The organism is Paenibacillus nicotianae (genome assembly GCF_042681745.1).
In the GTDB taxonomy this organism is placed as follows: domain Bacteria; phylum Bacillota; class Bacilli; order Paenibacillales; family Paenibacillaceae; genus Saccharibacillus; species Saccharibacillus nicotianae.
Genome location: NZ_JBHUGF010000010.1, coordinates 574,752 through 587,801 on the forward strand (window position 1 = coordinate 574,752; position 13,050 = coordinate 587,801).

12 protein-coding genes are annotated in these 13,050 nt (G+C 38.5%); 8 read left to right on the forward strand and 4 right to left on the reverse strand.

The annotated features are described in order from the left end of the window. The first annotated feature begins 145 nt into the window (after window positions 1-145). The 7 genes from ACFSGI_RS06695 (at window position 146) to ACFSGI_RS06725 (ending at window position 8,430) form a co-directional block, all read left to right on the forward strand. Window positions 146-1,819: a LytS/YhcK type 5TM receptor domain-containing protein gene (locus tag ACFSGI_RS06695; protein ID WP_379282755.1), complete on the forward strand. Its 1,674-nt coding sequence runs from the start codon at window positions 146-148 to the stop codon at window positions 1,817-1,819. After that, complete coding sequence (locus tag ACFSGI_RS06700) at window positions 1,816-2,661, forward strand: LytR/AlgR family response regulator transcription factor (protein ID WP_204823383.1); 846 nt, start codon at window positions 1,816-1,818, stop codon at window positions 2,659-2,661. Before ACFSGI_RS06695 ends, ACFSGI_RS06700 begins: the two co-directional genes overlap by 4 nt. A gap of 148 nt (window positions 2,662-2,809) precedes the next feature. After that, window positions 2,810-4,153: an L-lactate MFS transporter gene (locus ACFSGI_RS06705; protein ID WP_204823384.1), complete on the forward strand. Its 1,344-nt coding sequence runs from the start codon at window positions 2,810-2,812 to the stop codon at window positions 4,151-4,153. Between the two features lie 202 nt (window positions 4,154-4,355). Then, on the forward strand, window positions 4,356-4,943 hold the full coding sequence (locus ACFSGI_RS06710; RefSeq protein ID WP_204823385.1) for a hypothetical protein: 588 nt from the start codon (window positions 4,356-4,358) through the stop codon (window positions 4,941-4,943). A gap of 304 nt (window positions 4,944-5,247) precedes the next feature. Then, entirely contained in the window at window positions 5,248-6,195 is a 948-nt protein-coding gene (locus tag ACFSGI_RS06715) for a serine/threonine protein kinase (protein ID WP_379282758.1), read from the forward strand. Between the two features lie 128 nt (window positions 6,196-6,323). Beyond that, window positions 6,324-7,376: a HEAT repeat domain-containing protein gene (locus tag ACFSGI_RS06720; protein WP_204823386.1), complete on the forward strand. Its 1,053-nt coding sequence runs from the start codon at window positions 6,324-6,326 to the stop codon at window positions 7,374-7,376. 337 nt (window positions 7,377-7,713) lie between these two features. Further along, the gene (locus ACFSGI_RS06725) at window positions 7,714-8,430 is read left to right on the forward strand and encodes a YitT family protein (protein WP_379282761.1); all 717 of its coding nucleotides are present in this window, start codon (window positions 7,714-7,716) and stop codon (window positions 8,428-8,430) included. Window positions 8,431-8,477: 47 nt separating this feature from the next. On the opposite strand, the gene ACFSGI_RS06730 is transcribed toward ACFSGI_RS06725, so the two are convergent. Beyond that, a complete protein-coding gene (locus ACFSGI_RS06730) occupies window positions 8,478-9,686 on the reverse strand; it encodes an MFS transporter (protein ID WP_204823388.1) in 1,209 nt (402 codons plus the stop codon). 145 nt (window positions 9,687-9,831) lie between these two features. On the opposite strand from ACFSGI_RS06730, the gene ACFSGI_RS06735 reads away from it, so the two are divergent. Next, entirely contained in the window at window positions 9,832-10,380 is a 549-nt protein-coding gene (locus ACFSGI_RS06735) for an RNA 2'-phosphotransferase (protein ID WP_204823389.1), read from the forward strand. A gap of 201 nt (window positions 10,381-10,581) precedes the next feature. On the opposite strand, the gene ACFSGI_RS06740 is transcribed toward ACFSGI_RS06735, so the two are convergent. The 3 genes from ACFSGI_RS06740 to hxlA all read right to left on the reverse strand — a co-directional run bounded on the left by ACFSGI_RS06740 (window position 10,582) and on the right by hxlA (window position 12,977). Then, on the reverse strand, window positions 10,582-11,598 hold the full coding sequence (locus ACFSGI_RS06740; RefSeq protein WP_204823390.1) for an LLM class flavin-dependent oxidoreductase: 1,017 nt from the start codon (window positions 11,596-11,598) through the stop codon (window positions 10,582-10,584). 169 nt (window positions 11,599-11,767) lie between these two features. Then, window positions 11,768-12,340 carry a 6-phospho-3-hexuloisomerase gene (gene hxlB, locus ACFSGI_RS06745; RefSeq protein WP_204823391.1) on the reverse strand — a complete coding sequence of 191 codons (573 nt, stop codon included), beginning with the start codon at window positions 12,338-12,340 and terminating at the stop codon, window positions 11,768-11,770. A gap of 4 nt (window positions 12,341-12,344) precedes the next feature. Further along, window positions 12,345-12,977, reverse strand: coding sequence for a 3-hexulose-6-phosphate synthase (gene hxlA, locus ACFSGI_RS06750; RefSeq protein ID WP_204823392.1), 633 nt, complete (start codon window positions 12,975-12,977; stop codon window positions 12,345-12,347). Between the last annotated feature and the right edge of the window lie 73 nt (window positions 12,978-13,050).

A 13,050-nucleotide genomic window follows, 5' to 3' on the forward strand; every position in this document is an offset into this window, starting at 1 on the left:
AATCATTCTGTCATAAGCAGAGTCATTGGGTTTATTTTGAAAGGTGTCACAATCCACAGTCACAAAATAGTGTACACTAGAAAAGATGTAGAAAAAGAACATCATATCTAGCTTATACTTTGTAACATTGATATTGGAGGAACAGATGCTTACCAATAACGTGAATGTGATTATTCTATTACAATTATTTGAACGAGCAGCTTTGCTGTTGATTTGTTTATACTTTTTGACACGCTTATCTCATTTTAGACAGATTTTTCAGAAAGATATTTTATTTAAAAAAGATTTGCTGATTATTTCGATTATTTTTAGCGGATTTGCTGTATTTGGAACATACACCGGTATCAATGTAGAAGGATCGCTCGTTAATGTACGCATTATCGCTGTTATGGCAGGTGGTATTCTGTTTGGTTGGCCTGTGGGGATTGTGACCGGCGTAGTCTCAGGGCTTCATCGTTACTTAATTGATATTGATGGAGTGACTTCGCTACCCTGTCTGATTACGAGTATTATTGCCGGAATTGTCTCGGGTTATATTCATAAACAAATTAAACGGAATCGACGCTGGATCGTCGGCATTATCGCAGGGATGTTTTGCGAAGCGTTAACAATGTTTTTGATTCTGGTCATGGCGGAACCTGCTCAATTGGGTAGAGAAATTGTATCGATTATTGCGTTACCGATGATTCTTGGTCAGGTGAGTGTAGGCTTAATCGTTTTATTTGTTCAAGGAGTCGAAGGGGAAAAAGAAAATATAGCGGCAAGGCAAGCGAAGTTAGCACTGGATATCGCGAACAAAACACTTCCTTATTTTAGATCGATTAACAGTGAATCGTTACGCAAAATATGCGGTATTATCAAAGAAGATATTCAAGCAGATGCTGTAGCGATCACCGATACAAAGTTAATTTTAGCTTATGTAGGACTTGGTGAAGATCATTATAATATCGGACATGAAATTATAACCGATGCAACCAAACAGACGATTCGTAGTGGCGAAATTATGATTAGTAATAACGATGCAGAAGGCAAAGTGCCTAATATCCAATCGCTAATTATTATTCCTTTGACCGAAAAAGGAGTTGTCACAGGCGCACTCAAAATATACTATCGTAAAGCTCATAAAATTACGTATTCTCTACAAACATTAGCTGTCGGTCTATCGCAAATTATTTCAACACTGATGGAAGTATCCCGGATTGAACAAATGAAAGAAATGGCAAACAAAGCTGAGATTAAAGCGTTACAGACCAGTATTAACCCTCATTTTCTATTTAATGCGCTAAATGCAATTGCTTCATCGATTCGGATTGATCCAAATTATGCACGCGAGATGATTATTAATCTTTCCGGTTATCTTCGTCATAGTCTGGAATGGAGTGACCAATTGATCGATATTAACAAAGAACTGGGTCAGGTTGTAAATTATGTAGAGATCGAAAAAGCACGATTTGGTAATAAATTGACTGTCATCTATGATGTGGATGAAGAAGTAGAAGTGAAAATTCCTAGTCTTATTATTCAGCCATTAGTCGAAAATGCGATTGTTCATGGTATTTTGAAAGGAAAAGGTTCCGGTACAGTGACACTGTCTGTGAAAGATCATGGCGATCAAGTGCTGATTAGTGTGGAAGATACAGGAGCAGGTATCGATCAAGAAATTATTGCAAATGTCTACAATGGTAAAATGCCTGAAAATCGAATCGGGCTGTCTAATGTGCATCAACGGGTGAAATTAATCTACGGCGAAGGACTAGAGATTCAGCGTCTGGAACGAGGCACACGTATTCAGTTTAAAGTGAAAAAGGAGATATCATGAAAGCAATCGTAGTGGAAGATGAATTTCTGGCAAGACAAGAATTAGAATATTATATTCGCACCCATAGCCAGATCGAGATTGTAGGCAGTTTTGACGATGGAATGGATGTATTAAAATATGTACAGGATCATGAAGTCGACGCTATTTTTCTTGATATCAATATTCCTTCGTTAGACGGTGTGTTTTTGGCACATACGATTAGTAAATTTTCACGTAAGCCTTATATTATTTTTATTACAGCGTACAAAGAACATGCCGCAGAAGCTTTTGAAATTGAAGCGTTTGATTATATTTTGAAGCCGTATAGTGAATCCCGGATGACATCGATGCTACGTAAATTAGAAAATACGTATGAACGTGATCATGGTTCACAGCCGCTATCTTCACAACCTGTAGACAAAGAACTCGCCGAGTATTCTTCTGATGATCATGACTCTTCTAGAGAACTAGCATTGTTAGGACAACCCACAACAGCCAGTACGACTCATGTTCCGCATCATTCTCATGTACTTCAAGGCAAAATCAGCTTATGGAAAAATGATAAAATTCAGGTGATTCCTGTAGATGATGTCTATTATGCGTCTGCCAGTGAGAAAGTAACCAATGTATTTACCAAGCGAGCTGAATATACAGTGACTTCAAGCATTTCAGAATTTCAAAATACATTACCGGACGAATATTTTTTCCGTTGTCATCGTTCTTATATCGTAAATATTACCAAAATCCGCGAAATTGTGCCCTGGTTTAATAACACTTATTTACTGCGTTTACATGATCTGGATTACGAAGTTCCAGTGAGCCGAAGTAAGGTCAAAGAGTTCAGGCAGATCATGAGTATCTAAAGGCATTTCATTCCGTATATACTGCAATTCATTCCTTTTTTGGAATGTGACATTAAAGGTAGGGTTATAATTTGGTCATAGGAAACAGAGAATTCTCCGAACCATATAACACTACAATTTGCGGTCCTTACGGAAAGGAACATCGATCATGAAAAACGTATCCAATCAAGCAGACACCACTCAATTACAATCTACCAAACCTCCAGTCAATCGCTGGTTAATTGCACTCGGTACTATTATTGTGCAAATGGGTCTGGGGACGATTTATACATGGAGTCTTTTTAACCAGCCTCTTGTTGATAAATTCGGTTGGGGTTTAAGTTCAGTAGCGATTACATTTTCGATTACCAGTTTTGCATTAGCATTTTCCACTTTATTTGCTGGGAAATTACAAGAAAAATGGGGTATCCGTCGTCTGATCGGTATAGCAGGTATTGTACTTGGTGCAGGCTTAATGCTTAGTTCGCAAGTATCCTCTTTACCTTTACTGTATATGTTAGCAGGGGTGATTGTCGGATTTGCTGATGGTACAGCATATATTACATCACTTTCTAATTTGATCAAATGGTTCCCGGAACGTAAAGGATTAATCTCCGGTATATCTGTAGGTGCATATGGAACAGGAAGTCTTATTTTCAAATACATTAACGGAGCATTTATCGGTTCTGTCGGCGTATCGGCAACCTTCTTATATTGGGGTATTATCGTATTGCTGATGATTGTGATCGGTTCTCGTCTAATTCGGGAAGCGAATGTATCTGGTGCAACCGTTCCACAAGCTAAAGGTACAGCACAACGTGTAGGCGATAGCCAGCCGTCTGCTGTCAAACCAACAGCTACAGTAGTAACTCATGATTATACAGTAAAAGAAATGCTCAAAACCAAACAAGTATACTTACTATTTATTATGTTCTTTACAGCGTGTATGAGTGGGTTATACTTAATCGGAATTGTCAAAGATATCGGTGTACAATTAGCAGGATTGGATTTGGCTACAGCGGCGAATGCTGTTGCGATGATCGCTATTTTCAACACAGCAGGACGGATTATTTTAGGAGCATTGTCTGATAAAGTAGGACGTATGAAAGTGATCTGCGGTACATTTATTGTTACAGCAGCAGCGGTTGCTGTTCTAAGCTTTATTCCATTAACTTATAGTATCTTCTTTGCAGCAGTAGCAGCGATTGCTTTCTGCTTCGGTGGTAACATTACTGTATTCCCTGCAATTGTGAGTGATTTCTTCGGACTTAAAAATCATAGCAAAAACTATGGTATCGTTTATCAAGGTTTTGGTATTGGGGCTTTGGCAGGTTCGTTTATCGCCGCTTGGATGGGTGGATTCAAACCTACATTTATCGTTATCGGTATGTTGTGTATCGTGTCCTTCTTAATTGCACTATGGATCAAACCTCCAGTCGCTGGTGCAAGCGAAGAAAAACAAATAGCCGACGAGAAAAAATGGAGTGCCAAACCGCATACAGCACGTAGTTAATATAGTCTATGAACGAATAGAGGCAAAGTGGAATCACATTGTAACTATGTATTAAAGCGTACAGCTTCTCTTATATACTAAGGGAAGCTGTTTCTATATTATTATTTTTACATTTTTTAGCAAAATTATTCTTTTATGGGTACATATTGTTATAATTGAAGTAAGCTAACTCTATTCCATCAGTAAAGGAGGAGGTATTCGCATGAATGATATTCGTTTATGCACCAAACCGAATATGCTTTTTCTTCATATACTGGAAGCGTTATCACATTTGCCGTATTTGGCTAAATTAGACACCAAACAAGATAAAGATGAACATGCGTCAGCAGAATATTTTACATTTGTGATGGAAGATCAGTCGACACTTGTGTATTTAATCAACGACCAGTCTACCAGTATTCCATATTTGTTGATTTCAGGGCCTGCTTGTCAACAATTAGCGTATCATCTAGATCAAAGCGATATCGTGTATTCTAGTAAAGATATTCAGTATCGTTGTCTACACGATCAACATGTCGATCAGAAGATTGATGCGATTTGTCGTCTAGGGATCGCTTCTTATGGGGAACCGTCTGCTGACGTGTTACACATTTTTCAATTGTATCTTCGTGATCCTGATGTACGTGTACGTCAATCGGCTGTATTTGCTACAAGCTTTATCGGATGGCAAGAGTTCGAGAAGATGTTGGTCTATACAGCTAGTCATGATCCTGATTCACGAGTAGCTGAGATTGCAGAAAGTGCTATTCGGATTATGCGTGAAAGTGATTGGTTATCTGAACGTGCTTAACGGATATAAAGCTTTATTTGGATATGCGGGAGTAACGTTGATAACGTTCATGAAATGGGAGATACTATAAATAAATCTTGATATTAGTAAGTAAAACAGCAAATATTCTGGGATTATGAAAAAAAACCAGAATATTTGCTGAAATAAGTGAAATTTGTCAGAGAAATTGCTCACATTTGTTAAGTTTCATGCTAAAATGTCTGTGTAGACAGCCATAGTCATGACTGTTATCCATATTCTTCACCGGCACGGCGTCATACATGGGGGAACCGCTATGCTGTGGGAAGGTGCGAAGGGGTGTAGAATGAATAAAATAATAGTCAATCCGGCCCTTGCCCGAAACCATACACTTGCGAATACATATCAGATTCGCAGGACATTATCGGTTAGTGAATTATCTATCGTCTATGTAGCAAGGCATATCGAGCAGGGTACACTTCATGTTATAAAAGAATTTTTTCCAAGTGCATTGGTACAACGTAAAAGGGATCGTCGGAATATTGATTGTCATGAACCAGGTCTAGGTTCTAAATATAGAGAAATGCTGGAAACGTTTCGATCTGAAGCTGAGATTCTAAGTCAGATTGATCATCAAGGGATTGTACGTTATGTGCAGTATTTTGAAGAAAATGGTACCGCTTATCTAGTGACAGAATATTGTAAAGGCATGACGTTGGATCAATTTATTGAAGAGCATCCAACTGAAATCACCAACGATTTTTTGTTAGAACGTCTTGGTCTGGTTATTCGTGCTCTAGAATACATACACAGTCTCGGTTATATTCATCGTGATATCCGTCCAAGCAATATTTTGATTGGCGAAGATGGGCAGACCAAATTACTTGATTTTGGTTCGGCTGTGCGCTATCAAGAAAAGACACATACGATCCTGACAACAGCAGGATACTCACCGATTGAATTTTATTCAGGGCGTTCTGTGCAAGGACCTGTATCTGATATTTATAGTTTGGCGGCTACGATGTATTTTTGCTGTCAGGGTAAAGCACCTATTGATGTGCCGAAGCGTCTGTTCCATGATACGTTAGAGCCTTTGCGCGACATGACGAAAGTCTCACCTATTTTAACAAGAGTGATTCATTGGGGACTCGCTGTGTCGGCAGACAAACGCTGTGCTTCTCTCAAATGGTTCAAAGTTGCTATGCGTGCTGAACGTCTGTGGGAACGCAAATTTATTTTAATCAATGGTAAAAAGAAACTGGTTAATGATCCTAAGTCAACGATCAAAAAGTAAACACTTGTAAAGCCTGCATATAGATATGATGTAGGCTTTTTTGTATTATAATTGGTAGATTAAGAAAACATAGAAGTAAAGGCTAGATTCATTTTTATCGTAATACTAATTGGAGGAATAAAAATTACATGCTCAAAATTACACAGAAATTCATAAATGAATTACATTCAACAAAAGATATTAATTATAAGAAATTCCAAGCATACATAAATACGATTATTCGTTATGGTAATCAAGAAGATGCCGAAGCGTTGTATTCTAAGTTTATACAAGATCCTTCAACTTATGAAATGGGAAGATTGATAGAACCTATTATGAGATTAGGTGATAAAAACATAGCCCAATCATTATATGAATTTTCTATTGTAGACAATGATCTGACAGAAGAAGTATCTTACGAAGTGTTGCATGCTTTGGGTTATATGGGAGTAGAGCAAGCTATACCTGTATTAATAAAATATGTATTAGAAAGTGAAATGTGGAACACCTGTGCATTTGCTTGTCTAGGATTAATTCATTTATCTATTAAAACATATCAGCAAGAATTAAAAGATAAATTAGAACAATCTATCAATAAACCTTTATTTGATGAGTTTTTACCTATATTTAGTTTTCGTTTATATGATAATACTTTTGTCGAACGTTTATATGAATGGGGCGATAAACATGCTTCTATCGATTGTAATGCGGGACTGATTCTAGGGATTGCTTTATATGGCAAAGAGCAGAAAGAAACGATAAAGAACATCATTTGGAGCTCCAATTGGCAGGCTCATGATACGGGTACAGGTACAGGGAGATATACTTATGAGGCGATGGGGCATGTTGGTTTAACATTTGAAGAATTGATTGGCGATCTGAAGCGATTTTTGGTAGAGATTCAATCTGATCGTGAATTAGAATATCGTTTAGATGTTTTACATTTTCTGTTAACGTTTAAATTAACGTATTTTTCTAAAGATATTAGATTTACTAATTCTAATCATGAGAATATTGAAATGCTATATACATTATTGTATTCAAGTGATGATAAGAATACAGACGATTCGATATTTAAACATTTAAAAGAAAGATTTGATCGGGATGAGCAATTCAGTATTATTGAAAGTTATGAACGCTTAAAACTACAAATGGAAATGTATATTGGCTTTGAAGTAGAACGTGAACATTTACTTTTTTAACATAGAATATACATTTCAAAAAAATCTTTTACACAAGCAAGCTGTTTAGCATGGCAGTTCCTGTGGTATAATAAATTTAGCTTTAGAATCTATTAACGAAAGGATCAGGATACCATGGGTCCCCGAAGGATACTTCCCCAAAGGACGGTTTGGAAACGTTATGATCTCTCTTATACTTAGCTCTTCCGTAGAGAACAAGTCACTATAGACCAACTCTAACGGAAGAGGGAATCATGTATGCGAAGGACAAAGTCCTCCAAGTTTGCCTCACGTAAGAGTCGGTCGATATCGATCAAACTTACGAGAAATAGAGGGAGCTTGTATGAGGAGAAAACAAATGGATAAAACAGTATTAAGGCAGATTGCCATAATACTGCTTGGAACTTTGATTTTAGCGTTTGCTTATTATCACATTAATGTTCAGAATCAATTATCAGAAGGCGGATTTGTAGGATTAGCCTTATTAGGAAAATATGCATTTGGATGGTCACCTGCTTGGACAGCTTTATTGCTGGATATACCAGTGATATTACTGGCATGGTGGTTAAAAGGCCGTCGCTTTATGTTATTTACACTAATTGGAGCACTATCGTTTTCACTATTTTACTCATTATTTGAGCAATTATCGTTGTTTGTGGTGGACCTGCACGGTAACCTGCTAGCAGCCGCAGTATTATCTGGGTTGTTAACCGGTTTAGGAGCAGGAATCGTTCTACGATATGGTGGGGCGACCGGAGGCGATGATGTGTTGTCCAAGTTGATCAGTGATTGGAGCGGTTGGAAAATCGGTAATGTATTTTTTGCAAGTGATGCTATTGTATTGTTAATCTGTCTGTTCTATTTACCGCTTAAAGAAACAATGTATACGGTTCTAGCCGTATGGATTGCAGGTAAAGTGATCACATGGACGATGACAACAACATGGCAAGTACGTCACTTATTGCCGATCAAACGTACATCCACATTAGCTGTATCTGTCAGTAAAGTAGCTGTAAAACCAATCACATCTACTCCGCAATCATTACAAATCAATCATAAAGGTATCAAAGTATAAAATAAAAGCCGTTCGGTGATCATTAGGATCGACTGAACGGCTTTTTGTTATATCGTTTTGGTTACAGCTCTTTTTTCAACTAGATAATAACTAAGAATAGATCCCAAAATGCCGACTACTGCGACAGCACCGCCGATGAGTGGCACATAAGGTAATCCAAGATGTGTAATCACAACACCCCCGAGAAAAGCACCCCCTGCATTGCCCAAATTCAGTGCAGAGTGACTGGAAGTCGCGGCAAGTCTTGGCGCTTCATGAGCCAGATTCATAATGCGAATCTGGATACCTGGCATAATCCCGAAAGCGGCTGCTCCCCAGAGAAAGACAAATACTAACGTTAATATCTGATTGTGAAGTACGCTGGACAGAATGACTAACAAGATGACAAGGATCGTAAACGTAGCAATTAAAGAAGGCATCAACTTCCAATCTGCAAGCTTACCCCCTATAATATTACCTAATGTTACACCTACACCGAACATGACCAGAATCCATGTGACACTATGTTCTTGAAATCCGCTCACGTCTGTGAGGAGAGGGGTAATGTAAGTAAATACAGTAAACATACTTCCGCAACCAAAAGCACCGGTGAACAAAATAAGTAATACTTGTGGGTTAATCAGACTACGGAATTCTTTGGCTAGACTTGAAGGGCCAGATTGTTCAATTTTTGGAATTAAGAAAAAGATACCAATCAGCGAAATCATACCCATAATCGTGATAGCTCCGAATGAAGAGCGCCAGCCTAAATATTGCCCGATAAAAGTTCCAAAAGGCACACCAATAATATTGGCAATGGTCAGTCCAGCAAGAACCATCGAGACTGCACTGGCTCTTTTCTCCGGTCGTACGAGTCTAGCGGCAATTAATGAGCTTGCTCCTAGAAAAGTACCATGTGCTAGAGCGGTAACTAGCCTTGAAGCCATTAATAATCCGTAATTAGGAGCAATAACAGCGAGCGCATTACCCAGTATAAAAATAATCATTAACAAACAGAGTAATTGCTTCTGCGGAATCCGATGGGTCAATACAGTCAAAACAGGTGCTCCTACAGCTACACCGAGTGCATAGCTTGTAATCAGTTGCCCTGCTTGCGGAATCGTAACATGAAGATCGTTAGCTACATTAGGTAGAAGTCCCATAATTACAAATTCCGTCATACCAATAGCAAAAGCACCAGCAGTGAGACAAAATAAAGCTGCTGGAAAACGATCATTTTGAGGTGAAACTTGTTCTTGAGTGACAGATGGTTGCATATATTCTCTCCTATTTTCTGAAATTAATGATTTTTTTCTAAAGTGTTTGTACAATTTTCTGTATGTACTCTGTATGTACATAGTAACATTTAAAATTCAAAGTGAGTATACACCTACTCCAAATTAATATTAAAGGAGCTTTCCGATGTTAACATCCAAACAAGAAGTACAATTAAGTAAATATATGAGTTTGATTTTGCGTCATACTCCTGAGGAATATGGCATCCTGTTAGATGCTCGTGATGGTTCTTGTCCATTAGAAGAATTAGTTCATGTATTACGTGAGCAAAAAGGATGGAGCGAGATTACAGAAGATGATATCCGTCAGGTAGTCAGACAATCCGACAAACAACGCTTTGAAATCAATGACGATCGCATCAAAGCCAGATATGGGCATAGTCATACTCAGGTGCAATACGAGCAAGGCACACCACCGGAAATCTTATATCATGGTACACATGAGAAAGCATTACCATTAATACTAGAGCAAGGGCTTTTGTCTATGAGTCGTCAGTATGTCCACTTATCAGCAAGTACACATTTTGCCGAATTAGCAGGTAAACGTAGAGGCAAATTAGTTCTTTTACAAGTCGATACCGTTCGTGCGTTAGAAGCAGGGGTGACATTTTATTTTGCAGGGCATGAAGTCTGGTTGTCAGGTCATATTCCTGCTGATTGTCTAAGCCAGGTATAAATTTATACTTATTCATATAATGATCAAATCAAAGGGAGCGATAATATGTCGCTCCCTTGTTAGTTATTTTTACTTTTAGCCAGTACAGAGAAAGCACTATCATTAATATGATAGCTATTTATAACGTATCGATATCGATCAAATAAACAAAAGCAAAGTGAAATGCTACGTTAATCTAATAATCGCGAACCTAGACACTAATTAGCCTTGAAGTTCAAAAGCTTCTGCTAGCAAACGATATGATTTCAAGCGTGCTTCCGTATTATGAATAGCTGAGACAACCAGTAATTCATCGGTTTGATAATCTTTAGCAAACTGCAACATTTTTTCTTTTACCTGATCAGGTGTACCGACAACGCGGAAGCGACGTGTGTCTTGAATATGTGCTTTTTCTGAATCAGTATATGGATATGCTGCTGCTGTTTTGGCAGAAGGTAAATAAGGCATCGGGTTATTTTGACGTAGCATCAAGAAATACAGATCATTGCTACGCATATGATATTCTGCTTCTTCTTCTGTATCTGCACAAGAAACAGTAATTGCTGCAAGTGATTTGGGAGTGTTAGACATGAGTGAAGGTTTGAAGTTCTCTTTATAGTGAGCTACAGCATCTTCACCACCGGCTGTGCCAAAAAATTGAGCAAAGGCATAGGAAGCGCCGGTCATTGCAGCCAGATCAGCCGTTCCGCCACTAGAACCGAGCAACCATAATTCAGGAGCTGTCTCAATACTAGGTTCAGCGATTAATCCAGGAAAACGGTGATCCGCAGGTAAAGCATCATTCATATAAGCAATTAGATCAACAATCTGTTGAGGATAGCGATCAGATGCATGCATTGATGGAAATTTACCTTCTTGAAGTGCACGTGTCGCAAGTGGCATACCACCAGGCGCACGACCGACACCAAGATCGATACGGTTAGGATATAGTGCTTCTAATAGACGGAAATTTTCTGCTACTTTGTAAGCACTATAGTGAGGAAGCATAATACCACCTGAACCGACACGAATACGTGAAGTGAGTGCCGCTACATGAGCGATTAATACTTCAGGGCTAGAATGAGCCAGACTTGGAGAAGCATGATGTTCTGACATCCAGAATCTTGAGAAACCTAACCGATCGGCTTCTTGCGCTAATTTTAATGTATTGGCTAAAGCATCTTTTGCATCTTCGCCTTCGTTAATATGGGATTGATCCAGTACGCCTAATTTCAACATATATAGTCACCTCTGTGTGGGATAAAGTATTATCTTCGTAACTTTTCGATACTATGTTACTTTAATAGTGTAACCTAAATCATTCATCTTGTCTCATCACACACAAAAAATCCACAAAAGGAGGGGAATCCTTCTGTGGATTTTCAACGTTATATCATTCAAAATCGTTCTATTCTAAATTAGCGTGATTGGTAAACATAGCTGCTGAATCTCCACCACGATGTTCCATTAAGCGAAGCATCAATCCATCGAAAAATAATAATACAGTCTGTTCAAACAAAGAACCCATCGGTTGAACAGTCTCATATTGATTATGATCGGCTGGATCTTTGGGAGAACCTGGTAATTTGACAGTTAGAGCAGACTTCTGACCAATTGTCGATTCAGGAAAAATAGTAACCGCAGCGATAGTCACTTCCGCTTTTTGCGCTTTTTCAGCCATCAGTACAAGGCCTTGTGTTTCTCCTGAACCGGAAGCGATGATTAACAAATCACCTTTTCCAGCACGCGGAGTCACTGTCTCACCGACAACATAAGCATCAAGACCTAATTGCATTAAGCGCATAGCGAATGCTTTTGCCATAAGACCGGAGCGTCCAGCACCAGCTACAAAGATTTGACGTGCTGTCAAAATCTGTTGAACCAATGCTTCTGCTTCGACTTCAGGAATTGCTGCAAGTGTACGTTCTAATTCTTGAACAATACGGTCAAAATGTGTAGAGATTCCTGCTTGGTTACTCATCTAATTAACCTTTAGTGATCAAGTCGCGAATTTGAGAAGCTACGCCAGCTTTATCGTCTTGACCCGTAATTCCGCCACCAACGATGATTAGATCAGGGTTAGCTTTGATCGCTTCAGGCAATGTTTCTAATTTGATACCGCCAGCGATTGCTGTTTTAGAGTTTTTAACTACACTTTTGATTGTAGCCAAATCTTCAAACGGATTTTGACCTGCTGCTTGACCGTCATAACCTGTGTGTACACAGATATAATCTACGCCTAGCTCATCTAATTCTTTAGCGCGAGTAGCGATATCTTTTACATTGATCATATCAACCAATACTTTGCTACGTTGTTTTTTAGCTTCGTCTACACAACCTTTGATAGTTAGATCATTACTTGCGCCTAGAACAGTTACGATATCTGCACCTGCTTCAGAAGCTTTCATAACTTCATAACCACCAGCGTCCATGATTTTAAGGTCAGCTAGTACTTTCAAGTTAGGGAAAGCATCTTTCATAGCTTTAACAGCATGCAGACCTTCGTTAATAACGATAGGTGTACCAATTTCTACGATATCGATAAAAGGTTCTACTTCTTTTACAAGTGCAATTCCATCAGGAATATTAACCAAGTCTAATGCTAATTGAAGTTCCATAATATATAATTCCTCCTAGTTGTATGTTTCGTTCGGTATAACAGATCGTTCGATGAGGACACTAACACTGCAT

What these genes read in the sequence shown, in the direction of transcription:
- ACFSGI_RS06695 (WP_379282755.1), top strand. Translation starts at nt 146, where the DNA reads ATGCTTACCAATAACGTGAATGTGATTATTCTATTACAATTATTTGAA.
- ACFSGI_RS06700 (WP_204823383.1), top strand. Translation starts at nt 1,816, where the DNA reads ATGAAAGCAATCGTAGTGGAAGATGAATTTCTGGCAAGACAAGAATTA.
- ACFSGI_RS06705 (WP_204823384.1), top strand. Translation starts at nt 2,810, where the DNA reads ATGAAAAACGTATCCAATCAAGCAGACACCACTCAATTACAATCTACC.
- ACFSGI_RS06710 (WP_204823385.1), top strand. Translation starts at nt 4,356, where the DNA reads ATGAATGATATTCGTTTATGCACCAAACCGAATATGCTTTTTCTTCAT.
- ACFSGI_RS06715 (WP_379282758.1), top strand. Translation starts at nt 5,248, where the DNA reads ATGAATAAAATAATAGTCAATCCGGCCCTTGCCCGAAACCATACACTT.
- ACFSGI_RS06720 (WP_204823386.1), top strand. Translation starts at nt 6,324, where the DNA reads ATGCTCAAAATTACACAGAAATTCATAAATGAATTACATTCAACAAAA.
- ACFSGI_RS06725 (WP_379282761.1), top strand. Translation starts at nt 7,714, where the DNA reads ATGGATAAAACAGTATTAAGGCAGATTGCCATAATACTGCTTGGAACT.
- ACFSGI_RS06730 (WP_204823388.1), bottom strand. Translation starts at nt 9,686, where the DNA reads ATGCAACCATCTGTCACTCAAGAACAAGTTTCACCTCAAAATGATCGT.
- ACFSGI_RS06735 (WP_204823389.1), top strand. Translation starts at nt 9,832, where the DNA reads ATGTTAACATCCAAACAAGAAGTACAATTAAGTAAATATATGAGTTTG.
- ACFSGI_RS06740 (WP_204823390.1), bottom strand. Translation starts at nt 11,598, where the DNA reads ATGTTGAAATTAGGCGTACTGGATCAATCCCATATTAACGAAGGCGAA.
- hxlB (WP_204823391.1), bottom strand. Translation starts at nt 12,340, where the DNA reads ATGAGTAACCAAGCAGGAATCTCTACACATTTTGACCGTATTGTTCAA.
- hxlA (WP_204823392.1), bottom strand. Translation starts at nt 12,977, where the DNA reads ATGGAACTTCAATTAGCATTAGACTTGGTTAATATTCCTGATGGAATT.